The sequence below is a fragment of the Pandoraea sp. genome, from assembly GCF_004297875.1.
GTDB lineage: Bacteria > Pseudomonadota > Gammaproteobacteria > Burkholderiales > Burkholderiaceae > Pandoraea.
The window spans coordinates 90716-107674 of record NZ_SCSK01000069.1 but is presented as its reverse complement, the minus strand read 5'-3'; the positions used below and the strand labels follow the sequence as shown (position 1 = coordinate 107674).

15 protein-coding genes are annotated in these 16959 nt (G+C 63.7%); 11 read left to right on the top strand and 4 right to left on the bottom strand.

What is annotated here, in order from left to right:
- The first annotated feature begins 56 nt into the window (after window positions 1-56).
- Window positions 57-458: a DUF4087 domain-containing protein gene (locus EPN80_RS20635; protein WP_293031846.1), complete on the top strand. Its 402-nt coding sequence runs from the start codon at window positions 57-59 to the stop codon at window positions 456-458.
- 80 nt (window positions 459-538) lie between these two features.
- Here the strand turns inward: EPN80_RS20635 and EPN80_RS20630 are convergent, their stop codons facing one another.
- Window positions 539-1435: a LysR family transcriptional regulator gene (locus tag EPN80_RS20630; protein ID WP_293031844.1), complete on the bottom strand. Its 897-nt coding sequence runs from the start codon at window positions 1433-1435 to the stop codon at window positions 539-541.
- 233 nt (window positions 1436-1668) lie between these two features.
- Between EPN80_RS20630 and EPN80_RS20625 the strand changes: the two genes are divergently transcribed.
- Together EPN80_RS20625 and EPN80_RS20620 are read left to right on the top strand one after the other, a co-directional pair.
- Entirely contained in the window at window positions 1669-2487 is an 819-nt protein-coding gene (locus EPN80_RS20625) for a phytanoyl-CoA dioxygenase family protein (protein WP_293031842.1), read from the top strand.
- Window positions 2484-3347, top strand: a complete 864-nt coding sequence (locus tag EPN80_RS20620; RefSeq protein ID WP_293031840.1) for a phytanoyl-CoA dioxygenase family protein — start codon at window positions 2484-2486, stop codon at window positions 3345-3347. Before EPN80_RS20625 ends, EPN80_RS20620 begins: the two co-directional genes overlap by 4 nt.
- Window positions 3348-3370: 23 nt before the next feature.
- On the opposite strand, the gene EPN80_RS20615 is transcribed toward EPN80_RS20620, so the two are convergent.
- Entirely contained in the window at window positions 3371-4222 is an 852-nt protein-coding gene (locus EPN80_RS20615) for an AraC family transcriptional regulator (RefSeq protein ID WP_293031838.1), read from the bottom strand.
- Window positions 4223-4464: 242 nt separating this feature from the next.
- On the opposite strand from EPN80_RS20615, the gene EPN80_RS20610 reads away from it, so the two are divergent.
- Window positions 4465-5268 (top strand): sterol desaturase family protein, encoded by an 804-nt coding sequence (locus EPN80_RS20610; protein ID WP_293031836.1) that lies wholly within the window; start codon window positions 4465-4467, stop codon window positions 5266-5268.
- 48 nt (window positions 5269-5316) lie between these two features.
- On the opposite strand, the gene EPN80_RS20605 is transcribed toward EPN80_RS20610, so the two are convergent.
- Together EPN80_RS20605 and EPN80_RS20600 are read right to left on the bottom strand one after the other, a co-directional pair.
- The gene (locus EPN80_RS20605) at window positions 5317-6765 is read right to left on the bottom strand and encodes an aldehyde dehydrogenase family protein (RefSeq protein ID WP_293031834.1); all 1449 of its coding nucleotides are present in this window, start codon (window positions 6763-6765) and stop codon (window positions 5317-5319) included.
- 45 nt (window positions 6766-6810) lie between these two features.
- Window positions 6811-7737: a LysR family transcriptional regulator gene (locus EPN80_RS20600; RefSeq protein WP_293031832.1), complete on the bottom strand. Its 927-nt coding sequence runs from the start codon at window positions 7735-7737 to the stop codon at window positions 6811-6813.
- A 388-nt stretch (window positions 7738-8125) separates the two neighbouring features.
- On the opposite strand from EPN80_RS20600, the gene EPN80_RS20595 reads away from it, so the two are divergent.
- The 7 genes from EPN80_RS20595 to EPN80_RS20565 are packed head-to-tail and all read left to right on the top strand — an operon-like array spanning window position 8126 to window position 16938.
- Window positions 8126-9586: a UbiD family decarboxylase gene (locus tag EPN80_RS20595; RefSeq protein ID WP_293031830.1), complete on the top strand. Its 1461-nt coding sequence runs from the start codon at window positions 8126-8128 to the stop codon at window positions 9584-9586.
- A 3-nt stretch (window positions 9587-9589) separates the two neighbouring features.
- Window positions 9590-10195 (top strand): UbiX family flavin prenyltransferase, encoded by a 606-nt coding sequence (locus tag EPN80_RS20590; protein ID WP_293031828.1) that lies wholly within the window; start codon window positions 9590-9592, stop codon window positions 10193-10195.
- On the top strand, window positions 10192-13203 hold the full coding sequence (locus EPN80_RS20585; protein WP_293031826.1) for a molybdopterin cofactor-binding domain-containing protein: 3012 nt from the start codon (window positions 10192-10194) through the stop codon (window positions 13201-13203). Before EPN80_RS20590 ends, EPN80_RS20585 begins: the two co-directional genes overlap by 4 nt.
- Complete coding sequence (locus EPN80_RS20580) at window positions 13200-14015, top strand: FAD binding domain-containing protein (RefSeq protein WP_293031825.1); 816 nt, start codon at window positions 13200-13202, stop codon at window positions 14013-14015. The genes EPN80_RS20585 and EPN80_RS20580 overlap by 4 nt, the downstream gene beginning before the upstream one ends.
- On the top strand, window positions 14012-14536 hold the full coding sequence (locus EPN80_RS20575) for a (2Fe-2S)-binding protein (protein WP_293031823.1): 525 nt from the start codon (window positions 14012-14014) through the stop codon (window positions 14534-14536). The genes EPN80_RS20580 and EPN80_RS20575 overlap by 4 nt, the downstream gene beginning before the upstream one ends.
- Entirely contained in the window at window positions 14529-16103 is a 1575-nt protein-coding gene (locus EPN80_RS20570) for an AMP-binding protein (protein ID WP_293031821.1), read from the top strand. Before EPN80_RS20575 ends, EPN80_RS20570 begins: the two co-directional genes overlap by 8 nt.
- A 28-nt stretch (window positions 16104-16131) precedes the next feature.
- A complete protein-coding gene (locus EPN80_RS20565; protein WP_293031819.1) occupies window positions 16132-16938 on the top strand; it encodes an enoyl-CoA hydratase/isomerase family protein in 807 nt (268 codons plus the stop codon).
- The last annotated feature ends 21 nt before the right edge of the window (window positions 16939-16959 follow it).

The window sequence follows — 16959 nt, the reverse complement described above, 5'->3', positions numbered from 1 at the left end:
AATCGGTACGCCGGCGGTATGATGCCGGATCCTCTCGACACGCGAACGCGCCGATCATGACAACGTTGAAACTATCGCGCAGCGGCATGGCAAGCCTGGCGCTCGCCGCCTGCCTGGGCGTCGCCCTGCAGTGCGGCGTCGTGCGCTCCGCCGAGGCCGCGCAGACGCGCTGCGGCTGGCTCGACAACCCCACGCCCGGCAACTGGTGGCTCGACGACCGCGATGGCTCCTGGACCATCGGCACGATGGGCGGCCCGCAGGCGCAGGGCATCGACCGCATTCCGGATGCGAGCGACGCCCAATTCGTTGCGACCAATGGGCCGCACGGCTACAGCTGCGCGTGCCTGAAGGTGGTGGTCGACAAAAAGGATATGCGGGTCGTGAGAATTCTGTCGGCGCGGCAACTGCCGCTGGCCACCTGCCGCGCCGACACCAGGTTGCCGAAGCCGCCGCAGTAGTCGCCGATGGTTAGTGCGGCGCCGGAGCCATCAGTGCAGTACCGTGCCTCGAGAGGGCAACTGCTTGCCGATCGAGCCGGTCATCCCGAAAACTCCGTCTGGGCGATCTGCCGCGCCGTGGCGACAAAAGCGCTCAGTACCGGCGAAGGGCTGGGGCGGGTCCAGGCCAGGTAGGTTTGGCTGAGTAACTGCTGTTCACGTAGCGGTCGATAGACCAGGTTGTCGAAATGAAGGCGTTGGACCGAGGCCGGCACGAACGTGATGCCGGTGCCGGAACTGACCAGGCCGAGCGCGGTATAAACCTGTCCCACTTCCAGGAAAATGCGGGGAGCAAAGCCGGCCAGCGCGCACAGCCGCATGATAATGGCGTGGTAGTCCGGGGCCAGGTGCTGCGTGTAATTGATAAAACGCTCACGCGAGCAATCGGCAACCGAAACGATGTCTTTGGCCGCCAAAGGATGATCGCTCGGCGCGACCAAGACGAACGGCTCCTCCAGCAGCGTCTCTTTCGATAGACCGGCCAGATCAGTCACGGGGCGAACAAACGCCAGGTCGATGTCTCCGCGCCGTAGCGCCTCGACTTGGTCGACCACGGGAAACCAGCGTAATTGCACCTCGACCATCGGATGCCGTTCCTGAAAGGCTCGCAGCGTCGGCGGGAGCAGCGTGTAGGCAATCTGTTCGAAAAAACCTATTGCAAGCGACCCGATTTCGCCGCGTTGGGCACGTTGCGCTTCAACGACGGCCGAGTCGGCGGCGAGTAAGACCTGTTTTGCTTTTTCCAGGAAAACCCGACCGGCGTCGGACAGTTCGATGTGGTGGTGCGTCCGGTTGAGCAGCGTGACGCCGAGCTCTTCCTCCAGATCCCGGATTTGCCGGCTAAGCGGTGGCTGCGCCATGTGCAGCCGCGCCGCGGCTTTGGTGAAATTCAACTCCTCCGCCACCGCAATGAAGTACCGCAGGCGCCGCAAGTCCATGGCAATACCCAAAAGGTATGAATAACCGACCAATTATATATTTTACCGATGGCTATTTGACCTCTAAGCTCGGGAACCGTGGCGTGGTCTCGCGGGCATTTGCCGGGCCATGCCATGAATCTGGGCAAGGCGAAGCGCTGCATCGCCTTATGTGTCGGGGGCTCATTGGTTCGCCTTGTCGATGAGCACTCCGGTGCGCCATGAACGGCTGTTTCACGGGAGCGCTACCGGCCATGAAATTTTCGAAAAATCAGCTCGACGCCTATGAACGCGACGGATTCCTGATCCTGCCCGAGTTATTCACGCTCGCCGAGGTCGACGCCATGAAGGCCGAACTGCGCCGCATCCAGGGTATCGACACCGACCATCTCGTTCGCGAGCGGACCGGCGGAGTCGCGAAGACGATCTATCGTGTGCACGAAGCAGACGGCCCGACGTCCTCCGCGGTTTTTCATGCAGCCTCCCGCTCGCCTCGGCTGCTCGAGCCGGCGCAGCAATTGTTGGGCGAGCAAGCGTTGTACGTTTATCACACCAAGTGCAATCTCAAAACCGCCATCGATGGATCGGTATGGCAGTGGCATCAGGACTACGGCACCTGGAAAATCGATGGCGTGCCCCGGCCTACGCTTACCACGGCGCTAATCATGCTTGACGAGCCGACGCAGGCTAACGGATGCCTTTATTTCATTCCCGGCAGCCATAAGGAAGGCAATCTGGATCCCGTGTTCGACGATGGCACTGCGTATAAATTCTGGGTCGTTCCCAAACCGGAGCTGCTCGAGATCATGGCGCGCAGTCCCGAGCCGGTGCCGATCATCGGCCGGCCGGGGACCGTGGTGTTCTTCGATTGCAACATTCTGCATGCCTCCGGCCACAACCTGTCCAGGCACGATCGCTGGCAGGTCTATGTGGTTTTCAATCCGGTGACCAATCAACCCCTGGCCGTGCCGAAACCGAGGCCGGATTACGTGCGCTCCACGAATTTCGCACCGCTTGCGGTGGGCACCGACGACATTCTGGTCGCGCATGCGGCTTCGGAGGCATTGGTATGACGACGCCTCATCGCCCCATTCTCTCCCAGGCGCAGCTCGTCGAATACCAGTCGCGCGGCTACCTGACGTTGCGCGATCGGCTCGATCGAGCGCTATTGCAGCGGCTGACTGACGTCACGGATCGTCTCTGGGAGGCCGGCCGCATGCTTGAGACGCCGACCCGCCATTACGATCTGGACGCGGCTCATCGGCCCGGCAAGCCCCGCATACGGAGGATCTCGAGTCCGACGGAACTCGACGATGTGTATGTGGAGGCCGCATTCGAATCCATCCTCGGAGATATCGCCGCGGATCTGGTCGAAGGCGCAGTCAAGTTCTACCATGCCAAAATCAATTTCAAGCTGCCCTCCGGCGGCGCTGAAATCGGCTGGCATCAAGACTGGCCGGTGTTTCCGCATACCAATGCCAATCTCGTGGCGTTAAGCGTGCCGCTCAACCCTTCGCGCGCTGGCAATGGGTGCTTGCGGACGATTCCCGGGACGCATCGCCAGGGGCCGCGTAGCCACTGGGCGGCCGGGAAGTACGTGCTGAACTGCAACGCCAGCGTCACGGCCGATGAGTTGGCGCTGGCCGAGGACAGTGAACTGGACCCTGGCGACATTGTTGCTCACCACGGTCTGACGGTTCATGGTTCGGGCCCGAATTTGTCAGACGCGATGCGCACTACGCTGATCATTCAGTATGCCGCGGCCGACGCCTTTGCTTACACGGCACCGGTGATCGACAGCCGGCATCGAAATCACATGGTACGCGGCCAGCCAGCCACTCACGCGCGCGTGGAGGCCGGCTCGATCGAGCTGCCGCCCGATTTCAGCGCCGGCTATTCATCGATTTACTCGTTGCAGGGCAAGGCGTCCTGACCGGCGGCACGCTCGCGCGTGCCTCACGCATCGGGATAAACATCCACGACACGCCGGTACTGGCTTGGCATGACGCCCAGGTGCTGTTGAAAGAAGCGCGTGAAGTGGCTTTGCGCGCTGAACCCGAGAGTATCGGAGACCAGAGCGATCGAATGGTCGGTTTGGGCCAGCTCGCGCACCGCGCTCTCCATGCGCAGGACGTTCGCATAGACGTGCGGCGTGAGCGAGGTGCATTGCTGGAACAGCTTGAAGAAATGCGCTCTCGACAGGCACGCTTCGCGTGCCAGCCGCTCGACATCGATGGGTGCACCGAGGTTGTTGCGCATGTGGTCAACCGCTTGCCGGATGCGGCGATCGTAGGTCGCGAACGCGCGCCCGGTTGGTGCGAGTACTGGCCGCGAGCCGCAGATCGGCCCGATGATTTCCAATACCAGGCCACACAGCGTCGATGCCAGCACGGTCTCATTGGGTTGCTCGCCAAACAGCATTTGCGAGGCCAGTTCATCGATCCGGCGCCTGATCGCGGGCGAAATCCTTGCGCTGGGTTCAGGGAAAAATCCGGGCTGGCCGGCCCAGCGTAACCCACCCTCGAGCGAGAGCAACCAGGCCGGTTCGATATAGAGAGCGAGAAAGACGGTGCGCGGAGCGTCGGGCCGCGGCTGAACGTACGCGTGGGGCTCCCACGCATTGACCATGACTGCGCTGTCGTCGGTCAGGGGCTGCAGTTCGCCGCGCACCGCAAAAAACGTGTCCGCGCCGCCGGCCTTGAGCAGCACGTGGCATTGCGAGTGCGCATGCGTGACCAGCGGGCGGTCGACATCCAGCAGCGCTACCCGTCCGAATCGTCCTTGGTATTCACGTATTGCAGCCGACATCCTCAGCTCCCGGAGAAGCATTTTGCACAGCGCCCGATGGGCCATTTTGTCACGGTTTCATGCCCTTGGCGCAACCCGCCCCGGTGAGCCTCGACGGCGCTGAGCATCATAAAAAACAGACTTTTGGGTAAATTTTCGTACCCTTGGCTAAGGACGGTGCGCGTCGCCTTGGATACGCTGGTGTGTCGCATGCGGAACAGCTCGTGTGCGCGCTGCATACCCATGCTTACAGGAGACGCAAGATGACAAAAGATGAAGAAATCGCGCAACGTTCTTATCGGTTTCGCGATGAATATATAGCGGCCACGCCGAGCTGGTACCGAGGCGAATTGCACTTGGCCTTCACGCTGATATTTACCGGCGGTGTGCTGCTGTACTCGTTTCTCCAGATACATCACTCGACACTCGGCCAATGGCTGATGGTGATCCCGTTTTTCCTTTTCGGCAACTGGGCAGAATGGGCTGCACACCGCTATTTGCTGCACCGGCCTACCCGGTTGATGAAGGGCGTCTATAAGCGGCATGTGTCGGTTCATCATCAATTCTTCACTCACAAGACGCTTGAATACGATGGCCAGCGGCACTGGCGAGCCCTGCTTTTCCCGCCGTTTGCGCCAGTGCTGTTCGTTTTGTCGGCCCTGCCGGCGGCGCTGCTGGTCGGTTATTTTTGGTCAGCCAACGCGGGCTATATCGTTATGTTCACCATGGCCGCTTATTACCTCATGTACGAAGGCCTGCACACACTGGCGCACGTCGTCGATAGTCCGCTGCTCGACCGCCTGCCGCTGGTGAATACCGTGCGGCGCATGCATGTGGTGCATCACCATCCGGAACTCATGGGCACGCGCAATTTCAATCTGACCTTCCCGATCTGCGACGTGCTGTTCGGCACCAGCGACCTCGACAAGGGCCTGTGGGCGACGCTCTTCAACGGCATGTCGAACGATGCGGTCAAGCCGGAGGATCTCAAGAAAATGCGGGGCCGGCCAGGTGCCGCCACATCGTCGAATCCAGCGGCACCGCTCGATTCGACGAGGTCCAGTTAGGCCCCGCAGGCACCCAGCGGGGGCAGGCAAAGCCCCCGCCGCAGGCGATCACGGCGCCTGGATGCCGGCAACGCCGGCGTTCAGGCAAATATGCTTTAGTTCGGTGAAGTCGGCCAGCGCCTCGTACCCATGCAGCCGCCCCAGCCCGCTTTGCCGGTAGCCGCCGGTTTCTGCCTCCGCAAACAGGCGGTTATGGTCGTTGATCCACACCGTGCCGTTGCGTAGCGCGCGCGCTACGCGCATCGCGCGGGCTGCGTTGTCGGTCCATACGCTCGCCGATAAGCCAAACACAGCGTTGTTCGCCTTTTCCAGCGCCTGCGCTTCAGAGCCGAATGTCTCGAGCACCAGGAACGGGCCAAAAATTTCCTCTTGGCAGAAGGAGGCGTTCGGATCGCTATGCTCGACCAGCGTAGGCGTGAGAAACGCGCCGCGTTCGTATGGACCGTCCAGGCGCTGGCCGCGCAGCAGCACTGCGTCGGCGGTGTCGCATGCGTTAGCCACGGCATTTTCTACGGTTGCGCGCGCGGCAAAATCGATGAGCGGGCCCATATCGGTGCCTGCGACCGATCCCGGCCCTGTGCGCAACGCGGCCAGCGCGCGGCACAGGTGCTCGCGCATTGCCTCCGCGCACGCTTCGTGCACGAGCACGCGGCGCGCGGCCGTGCATTGCTGGCCTGAAATTATCGTGGCCGCGCGCGCCAATCGGGGCGCGACAGCCGCCACGTCCGCGTCGTCGAACACCACGCAGCAAGATTTTCCGCCCAGTTCCAGCGACAACTTCTTGACGCTGTCGGCCGCGGCGGCCATGATTTTTTTGCCTGTGGCGGTCGATCCTGTGAAGCTGATCACATCGACGTCATGCGATTTGACCAGGTGCTCGGCGGCGGCAAACCCAGCCTCGCCGACCACGTTGACAACTCCGGGGGGCAGCCACCGGCTGTCGAGCAGGCGCATCATCGCGGCATTGAAAAGCGTGGTCTGCGCCGCGGGTTTGACGACAACCGTGCAGCCCGCCGCCAGAGCGGGCGCAACCGAGCGTACCAGCAGCACTGCCGGCGCGTTCCACGGCACGATGATGCCCGCAACGCCAGCCGGTTCGCGCAGGATGGTCGAGAACACGCCGGGTTCCGGTTCCAACGCGTGACCGGGTATGTGCCGTGCGAGACCGGCGTAGTAACGCACTTCAGAAATTGCCGCGGCAATTTCGCCGCGCGATTGCGCGATCGCTTTGCCGTTCTCTTTCGTCAACAGGTCGGCCAGAGTCGCGGCCTCGCCCTCCAGCGCATTGGCCCATGCCAGCAGCGCATTCTGGCGCGTCCGCGCGTCTTGCGGCCACGTCGTGCGATCGAAGGCATGGCGTGCGGCGGCGACCGCAGCCGCGCACTCGGGTATGCCGCCATCGGCGAAATAACCGATGCCCTCGCCGGTCGCCGGATCGATGCTTGCGACGGTTGGGGTGCCGACCCATTGCCCGCCGATCCAATGTTGGACTCTCACGTCGTGTTTCTCCTCGTACAGATGGTGCGATAGGCGCCACCGCTGCTAAGCGGACTGGCCGAACTTCAATGCGGGCGGGTTGGCAGCGCGATGAATTTCCTCGGCGATGATGCCCATGAGCGCCTCGGCCGCATTGCTCAGAGGGCGGCGCGGATGGCTGATGCGCGTGATGTGACGCACGATTCGCGGTGCCAGAATCGGATGAGCGCGCAGCGAGCCGTCTTGCACGCCCCGTTGCACGGCAATGCGCGGCAAGATCGTCGCGAATCGAGTCGATTCGACGAATTTGACGATGGTGCTGAGCGAGTCGATCTCGAAGCGCGGGCTGAGCAGCATGTCTTCGTGCTGCGCGTGCGTGTCGAGCACACCCCGCAGGCCATGGCGCTTGGTCGGCAACACCAGTTCGATGCCTGGCAACTTCGCCAGCTCGATCGTGGCGGGCAGCTCCGGCCCGTGCCGCGCGCTGGTGACAAGCACCATTTCCTCATCGAGTAAATGCTGGGTGTCCAGGGACAGCCGGGCACGCGGCTTATTGATGATCGCCGCATCGAGCTGGCCGCCCGAGACCCCGTCGATGAGCGTCGCGCTATAGCCGTCGGCCACGGTTACCTCGACCTGCGGATACAGCGTGGCGAAGCGCGATAGCGATTCCGACATCACGCTTTCCGTGACTGAGGCGATCACACCGATCGATACATGCCCGGTGATCATTTCGGCGCGCTGTACCAGTTGCTCGCGCGCGTGGGAGATGTCCCGCATGATCGGTAAAAAAAGGCGATACATCAGCCGGCCGGCGGCCGTCGGCGTCATACCTTGCGGGCTGCGTTCGAACAGCTGCTGGCGAAGTTCTTCCTCAAGCCTGCCGATCTGCATGCTTAGCGCCGGCTGCACGATGTTCAGCCGTTTCGCGGCGCGGGTGACCGAGCCGTCCTCGAAAAGGGCAATGAAATACTGGATTTGCCGCAGATCCATGAGACACCCGCGAGAATTTGTGATCACAAATTATTATTAATAAATTGCAAAAAATCAAACGATATATTTTTTAATAAATTTAAAAAATTCAATAAATGCATGATTATTATATAAATAAATATTAATTTCATTTCTCTGTCTGCGATTTTGCGCCTATCAGGGAAATCATTGACATCATTAAAATTGATTAAAAACATCAAAAAACAATATTAGAAGTTATGGCCTGGTCTGCTTAGACTTCTCTCCATTCGACCGCGCTGCTCACCGTGTTGCGGAGCTGTAGCGGCAGGGCAAACGGCTTGGGCTGCAACGCGGCGCGTCTTGCTGTCCGATTTAACCGCGCCAGCCCATCGCCCAAGATTTGCTGCTGGCTGATTAGGAGTGTTGGATGAGTCAATTTCAAGCCGGCGCCACGCCACTGACGCTGCGCAGCTGGCTGAAAAAACTGGCGCAGACGGACCGCTTGTCGGTTCTCCGCGAGAATGTGCGGCTGGAGCACGAGCTGGCGGCAATCGCCAAAAAGCTGGACGGCCGCCAGGCAGCCTACTTCCCGCGCCCGGGCGGTCACGCCATTCCGGTGGTGAGCGGCTTCATGGCGCGGCGCGCCTGGATCGCGGAGGCCATGGGCATCGACGAGTCTGCGCTGCTGCAGCACTTCCGTGACGCGGTGGAACACCCACTGCCGAGCCGTGAGGTGGCCTGCGGCGAGGCACCCTGCCAGGCAGTTCGCCATACCGAAGCGATCGACCTCAAAACCCTGCTGCCGATCCCGACGCACAGCGAGCACGACAATGGCCCGTACATCACCGCAGGCCTGGTCATTGCGCGCAATCCGGTGACCGGCATTCAGAACGTTTCAATCAACCGCATCCAGGTGCATGCGGCCAGACGCATGGCGATTCTGATGCTGCCACGGCATCTGCTGGCGTTCTACCGGGCCGCCGAGAAAATGGGCCAGGCGCTGCCGGTGGCCATCGCGATCGGCGTCGATCCGCTCACCATGCTGGCCTCCCAGGCGATTACCCCGATCGATTCCGATGAACTGGAGATCGCCGGCGCGCTGCACGGCGCCCCGCTGCCGGTGGTCAAGTGCGTGACCAGCGACGTGCGGGTGCCCGCCCAGGCGGAGATCGTGATCGAAGGACGCCTGCTGCCGAACGTGCGCGAACCCGAGGGCCCGTTCGGCGAGTTTCCGAAATACTACAGTGAGCGCGAGAACCGCGAAATCATCGAGATTGACGCGGTGACGCATCGATCTAAACCGATATATCACACCATCGTGCCAGCCGAGATGGAGCATTTGCTGCTCGGCGGCATCCCGCGCGAGGCGTCGCTGCTCTCGCACCTGCAGCGCAGCCACCCCGGCGTGACCGACGTGCATTTGTCGGTTGGTGGCGTGTGCCGCTACCACCTGTATATCAAGCTCGCCAAGAAGCACGAAGGCGAGCCGAAGAATGTAATTCTGGCGGCGTTCGGCGCGCACTACGACATCAAGCAGGTCATCGTGGTCGACACCGACGTCGACGTGCATGATCCGATGGAAGTCGAGTGGGCGGTGGCCACGCGTTTTCAGGCCGACCGCGATCTGCTCGTGATTGCCGGCGCGCAGGGCTCGGCGCTCGATCCGTCGACCATCGTCAAAACCGGTGGCGCCGGCAACGATCCGGTCCCGGGCTACCGGCAAGGCATTAGCGCCAAGATGGGACTCGATGCGACCAAACCGGTGGTCTACGGCTCGCACGTCTTCACGCGTGTGCGCATTCCCGGTGAGACCGACGTTGATCTGGCGGCCGAGGTTCGCATGCCGGCCCAGACGTCGTGGGACGCGCTGTTCGATGAGTTGGCCTAGCCTATGACGACGCCCCGCAAAATCATTGTCGGCATCACGGGCGCCAGCGGCGCAGTGCTGGGCGTGCGCTTCCTGCAGGCCCTGGCGCGCCTGGACGGTGTCGAGTCGCACGTGATCGTGTCGTCCTCGGGCGCGCTGACGGCAGCCCAGGAACTGGGCATCAAGCGCAGCGACATCGAGGCGCTGGCCGACGTGGCCTACAGCGCGCGCGACATCGGCGCCGCGGTGGCCAGCGGCTCGTTCCTTACCGCCGGCATGGTGGTCGTCCCGTGTTCGATGAAAACACTGGCAGGCATCGCCAACGGCCTGGCTGACAACCTGATCGGCCGCGCGGCCGACGTGATGCTCAAGGAGCGCCGGCGCCTGGTGCTGGTGGCACGCGAGACGCCGCTCAATCTCGCCCATCTGCGCAACATGGCCGCGGTGACCGAAATGGGCGCCATCGTGATGCCGCCCGTGCCGGCCTTTTACACGCGGCCGCAAAGCGTCGACGACATCGTCAATCACACCGTGGGCCGGCTGCTCGACCTGCTCGGGCTGGAGCACGCGGAGCTGCCGCGGCGCTGGGCCGGGTTGAGCGACAGCCTGGCCCGCCTGCCGGAGGCATGAACGTGGATCAACGCGTGAATCCGATGAACGATACCGTGGCCGATGCGACGCGGCCGCATGTAGGCCGTTCGACGGCGCGGCTCGAAGATGCCGCGATACTGACCGGCCGTGGGCGCTACGGTGACGATCTCGCCACCAAACCTGGCACGCTGCATGCCGCCGTGCTGCGATCTCCGCACGCCCACGCGGTGTTGGGCGCGCTTGATGTGACCGCGGCACTGGCTGCGCCGGGTGTGCGAGCGGTGCTCACCGGCGAGGACGTCAAGGCGTGGTCGCGGCCGTTCGTGGTAGGCGTCAAGTCGCCCATGCAGCATTATTCGCTGGCCGTTGACCGCGTGCGCTACGTCGGGGAGCCCGTCGCGGTGGTGGTCGCGCAGTCGCGCGCGATGGCCGAAGACGCACTCGATCTGATTAAAGTGACCTACGAGTCCTTGCCGCCGGTGGTCACCATCGAGGCGGCGATGCGCGACGACGCATCGGTGCTGCACCCGGCCGTCGGCACGAATGTACTCAGTGACCGGCTTTTCAGTTACGGTGATCCGGACGATGCATTCGAGCGGGCGCCGCACCGCGTGTCGCTGCGCGTGAACTATCCCCGCAATTCATGCACGCCGATCGAGTGCGCGGTGGTGATCGCAGAGCGCCTGGCCGGCGACGAGGGGTATGACGTCACCTCCAATTTCATGGGGCCGTTTTCGCTGCATGCGGTGATGGCCATGGCACTGAACGTGCCGGCCAATCGCCTGCGCCATAAAGCGCCGCGAGATTCGGGTGGCAGTTTTGGCGTCAAGCAGGCGGTGTTCCAGTACGTCGTGCTGATGTGCCTGGCGGCCCGCAAGGCCGGCGCGCCTGTCAAATGGGTGGAAGACCGGCTCGAGCATCTGAGCGCGGCTACTTCCGCGACAGCCCGGCTTACCGATATCGAGGCTGCCGTCGAGCCCGATGGCCGCATCACGGCGTTGCGCTATGACCAGATCGAGGACTGCGGCGGCTACCTGCGCGCACCCGAGCCGGCGACGTTCTATCGCATGCATGGCTGTCTGACCGGCGCGTATGCAATCCCCCACCTGAGCGTGCGCAACCGGGTCGTGCTGACCAACAAGACGCCGACCGGGCTGGTGCGCGGTTTTGGCGGACCGCAAGTTTATTTTGCGCTGGAGCGCCTGGTCCAACGCATTGCCGTCGAACTCGGACTCGATCCGCTGGACGTGTATCGCCGTAACTTCGTGCCGGCCGATGCGTTTCCCTATCGCGCCACGGCCGGCGCGCTGCTCGATTCGGGCAATTATCAGGAAGTCCTGGCGCGAGCCCTGGCCGACGGAGGCTACGACGAACTGGTGCGCCGCCGCGATGCGGCGCGCGCGCAGGGCCGGCTGTACGGCATCGGTTTCGCGGCGATCGTCGAGCCATCGATTTCCAATATGGGCTACATCACCACGGTGCTGCCGCGCGAGGCGCGCGAGAAGGCCGGGCCGAAGAACGGCGCGATCGCCTCGGCAACGGTGAGCATCGATCTGCTGGGCGGCATTGTCGTCACCATTGCATCGACTCCCGCGGGGCAGGGACACATGACGGTGTGCGCGCAGGTGGTGGCCGATGTGCTTGGCGTGCGGCCGGAAGACGTGGTGGTGAACGTCGAATTCGATACGCAAAAGGACGCCTGGTCGGTGGCCTCGGGCAACTACTCGAGCCGCTTTGCCGGCGCGGTAGCCGGTACCGTGCACCTGGCTGCGACACGCCTGCGCGACAAGCTCGCGCGCATCGCCGCGCCGCAACTGCACTGCGAAGCGGGCGAGGTGGTTTTCATGCAAGGGCACGTCGCGTCTGGCCGGGCGCCGGATCGGGGCGTGCCGTTCGGCCGGCTGGCGAGCGGGCCGCACTGGTCGCCGCAGATGTTGCCTGCGGGCGAAGAACCGGGATTGCGCGAGACCGTGTTTTGGACCCCGGCGCAGTTGGATGCACCCGATGCGCAGGACCGCGTCAACACGTCGGCAGCTTACGGCTTCGTGTTCGATATGTGCGGCGTGGAAGTCGATCGCGCCACGGGGCGCGTGAGCATCGACCGTTATGTCACGGCGCATGATGCCGGCAAGTTGCTTAACCCGGCGCTGGCCGACGGGCAGATTCGCGGGGCGTTTGCCCAGGGGCTGGGCGCCGCGCTGCTGGAGGAATTCCGCTACGGTGAGGACGGCAGCTTCCGCTCGGGGACGCTGGCTGACTACCTGATTCCTACGACGTGCGAAGTTCCCGACCCGGTGATCGTGCACCTCGAGACGCCGTCGCCTTTCACGCCGCTGGGCGCCAAAGGCTTGGGCGAGGGTAACAATATGAGCACCCCGGCGTGCATCGGCAATGCGATCGCTGATGCGCTGGGCGTGGCGGACATCACTTTGCCAATGACCCCGGCGAAAGTGATGTCGCTCATCGGCATCGACGATCCGCCCCCCTCGCAAGCGCAATGGCAAGCAGTTCTGCCGCCAGGCAAAGCCAGCGGCAAGGCGCTGAGCGCGCGTGGCACGGTTGACCTCGCTGCGCCGCCAGAGGCCGTCTTCGCCGTGCTGCTCGATCCGCAGGCGCTGGCCAGGGTCGTACCCGGCTGTCATGGCCTCGAACGCACGGCCGAGAATTGCTATCGCGCCGACGTCACGGTCGGCGTGGGCATGATCAAGGCGCGCTATGCCGCCGAAATCGAGCTGTCCGAACTCGATCCGCCGCATCGCCTGCGACTGACGGGAACGGGACTGTCGTCGCTGGGCACAGCGCGCGGCACCGGCATGGTTGAGCTGGCGCCGCATGGGGCCGGTACGCGATTGACCTACGACTACGAAGCCGAGGTGTCCGGCAAGGTTGCGGCAGTCGGAGCGCGCATGCTCGAAGGCGCCGCGAAGATTGTCCTGCGGCAGCTTTTCGAATCGCTCGGCCGGCAGGTTGGCGGCGCGGCGTCCGGGCCGAGCCTGTGGATGCGCGTCAAGCAATGCGTGCTGGCGTGGCTGGGAGTCAAGCGATGAAACCGGTGTCTTTTGATTACGTATGCGCGGACTCGGCGCAAGATGCGCTCGATTTGCTCGCAAGGCATGGCGAGGATGCGCGCATCCTCGCCGGCGGACAGTCGCTCATGGCGGTGCTGAACATGCGCCTTGCGCAGCCGTCGCTGCTGGTCGATATCTCGCGCACGCCCGACCTGGACTACGTGCGCCTGGACGGCGAGCAGCTGGTGGTCGGGGCGGCGGCCACGCAAGCGAGTGTCGAGTGGCGGCCCGAGCTGGCCAGCGAAGTGCCACTGCTCGGGTTGGCCTTTCCCTGGATATCCCATTTTCAGATCCGCAATCGCGGTACGGTCTGCGGATCGGTCGCGCACGCCGATCCGAGCGCCGAGCTGCCGCTTGTGCTTGCCGCGCTGGGCGGCGAGGTTGTTCTGCGCTCGCGCCGCCAGCGCCGCCAACTGGCCGCCGCCGATTTCTTCCAGGGAATGTTGATGACCGCACGCACGCCGGATGAGCTGATCGAGGAAGTGCGTTTTCCCTTGCGGCGAGCGGGCGAGCGCTACGGTTTCGCGGAATTTTCTCTGCGTCACGGCGACTTCGCGGTGGTCGCATGCGCGGCGGTGGTGACCGATACGGCGATCCGACTGGCGGTAGGCGGTGTCGCCGACCGGCCGGTGGTGGAAGTGTGGCCCAGGCTGGTCGCAGAGGATCTGACAACGGCGCTGAATGATTTGAGCTGGCGGCTGGGCGCGCAAGACGACGCGCATCTGAGCGCGCGGTATCGCCGGCAACTGGTCCGGCAATTGGGAAGGCGCGTGATCGAGGAGGCAAGGTGAACAAGGTATTTGAACGAGAGACACGCCAGTCGATTGCACTGGTGCTCAATGGCGTCAAGCGCTCCGGTTGGTGCGAGCCGCGCACGCTGTTGTCGGATTTTCTGCGGCACGAGCTGGGCGCGACGGGCACCCACGTCGGCTGCGAGCATGGCGTGTGCGGTGCGTGTACGGTGCGCGTGGACGGCGTGGCCGCCCGCTCGTGCCTGATGCTTGCGGTGCAGGCGCAGGGGCGCCGCATCGATACGGTCGAAGGCTTGCAGGATGGCGAGCGGCTGGGCGACCTGCAGCAGGCGTTTCATCGGCACTTCGCGCTGCAGTGCGGATTTTGCACGGCTGGTATTTTGATGTCATGCGCCGATTTCCTGGAGCGCGTGCCCGATCCGAGCGAGGCGCAGGTGCGCGAGATGCTGTCGGGACACCTGTGCCGCTGCACGGGATACACGCCGATTATCGCGGCGGTGCTCGACGTGGCCGGGCAACGCAAGGCTCAACGACAGGCGCGCGAGGTGGCGCATGTTTGACCTCGGCCGCACTTTTGTTCAAAGCGTCGAGCGCAGTCCCAATGCGTTGGCGGTGGCTGACGGCGAGGTCTTGCTGAGCTACGCGCAATGGTTCGAAAAAATCCGCTGCGTGGCCGCTGGCCTGCGCGAGCTGGGTCTGGGACATGGCGACCGCTTGATCGCCATTCTGCAGAATCGCTGGGAAATGGCGACCTTGCATTGGGCATGCCAGTTCACGGGCATCGTCATCACGCCGGTGAATTGGCGCGCCAAACCCGAGGAGCTTGAATATTGTGTGGTCGATGCCGGCGCCAGGGCGATTGTTTTCGAAGACATCAGCGCGCCGGCTGTGGCAGGCAGCGCTGCCGCGCAAGCGATTGCGCGCATCGCGCTGGATGCCGCGCCCGGCGGTACCTGTCTTTTCGATACGCTGCTCGACGCGTCGCGGCTGAGCGCCGATACGCTGCTGCCGAGCGCCGAGGCGGATGATTTGTCGCTGATCCTCTACACCTCGGGCACCACTGGCAAACCCAAGGGCGTACCGCGCCGGCATCGCCACGAGCGCGCCTCCGCGCTCGCGCACGTGGCGCAAAACCTTTACGAGCGAGGTGAGCGCACGCTCGGCGTCATGCCGCTTTATCACACCATGGGAGTTCGCTCGTTGCTCTCGATGGCCCTGGTCGACGGGCTATTCGTGTGCACGCGACGGTGGAGTGCGGCGCAGGCGCTGCGCGAGATTGCGACGCATCGCGTGAGCTGCCTGTATCTCGTGCCGACGCTCTACCACGATCTGCTGGCCGATCCGGCCTTCGAAAAAGCCGATTGCTCGTCGGTCGCGAAACTCGGTTTTGCCGGCGCGCCGATGAACGATGCGCTGTTGCGGCGCCTGGAGCTGGCGTTCAAGCCACGCCTGTTCGTCAATCACTACGGTTCGTCCGAGGTGTACACCTTCAGCATCAATCAGGATGCCGTGTCCAAGCCCGGCAGCGCGGGCCGCGCCGGCGTGAACACCCGCTTGCGCGTGGTGCGCCTGCAGGCGGTTTCGCCGGATGACCTCGCAGCGCCCGGCGAGGAGGGGCAGATCATCGTCGACCTGCGCGGCGACGAAGCGTTCGACGGGTATTGGCATCGGCCCGACGCCGATGCGAAATCGCTGCGCGACGGCTGGTATTTCACCGGCGACACCGGTTTCATCGACAGCGATGGCGATCTGTATGTGAGCGGGCGCATCGACGACATGATCATCAGTGGCGGCGAGAACATCTCGCCGGTCGACATCGAATCGATTCTTTCGCTACATCCGGCGGTCGACGAAGTCGCCGTGGCGGGCGTGGCCGATGAGCGGTGGGGGCAGCGCGTGGTGGCTTTCATCAAGCGCTGCGGCAACGTCGATCAGGCGGGCCTCGATGCCTACTGCCGAGCCTCCGATCTGGTCAATTTCAAGCGGCCGCGCGAATACGTATTCGTGGTCGACATACCGAAGTCGCCAGTCGGCAAGATTTTGCGGCGCAAGCTGTCCTCGGGTGAGTTCGAGCGGGAGCCGGACGTCCCGCCGGCATTCAGCCAGGGCAGCGACACCACTTCTTGATTCAAGTTCACCGAAGGAGCCAATCATTATGACCGCACTGACCCACCACGGCCAGGCCCAACTGCAGGCACTGGACGGTTTCACCGTTGAGGTCGATGCCGAGCGCGAGCGCGCCGACATCATCCTGGGCCGCCCGCCGTTCAATATCGTTTCGATGCCGCAGCGCGACCAGCTCTGCGCGGTGTTCGAGGCACTCGAGCGCGACGAGCGCGTGCGTGTGATCGTGCTGCGCGCGCAAGGGGAGCATTTTTCGAGCGGCGGCGACATCAGGGGTTTTCTCGAGGCGTCGCCCGAGCATGTTTCGAAACTGGCGTGGAACGTTGCCGCCCCGGCGCGCTGCAGCAAGCCGGTGATCGCCGCCACCCGCGGTTTTTGCTTTGGCGTGGGGTTCGAGTTGTCGCTGGCGTGCGATTTCCGTATCGCGACAGTAACCACCCAATATGCGCTGCCTGAGCAAAAGCTGGGGCAGATCCCCGGCTCGGGCGGCTCGGCGCGCCTGCAGAAAATGGTGGGCATCGGCCGCACCAAGGACATTGTGATGCGCTCGCGCCGCATCTCGGGCCAGCAGGCCTACGACTGGGGCATCGCGGTGGACTGCGTCGCCGACGCGGCGCTGGAGTCGGCCACCGACGCGCTGGTCGACGAATTACGCGCCTTCTCGCCGCTGGCTCAGCGCACTGCCAAGAAGCTGTTGAACGACACCGAAGACGCGCCGCTGTCGATCGCCATCGAGTTGGAGGGGCATTGCTACAGCCGCCTGCGCAGCTCCGACGATTTTCGCGAAGGTGTGGAGGCGTTCCACGGCAAGCGCAAGCCGACCTTCCGCGGATCCTGATGCAGTCGGCCCGAGAGGCAA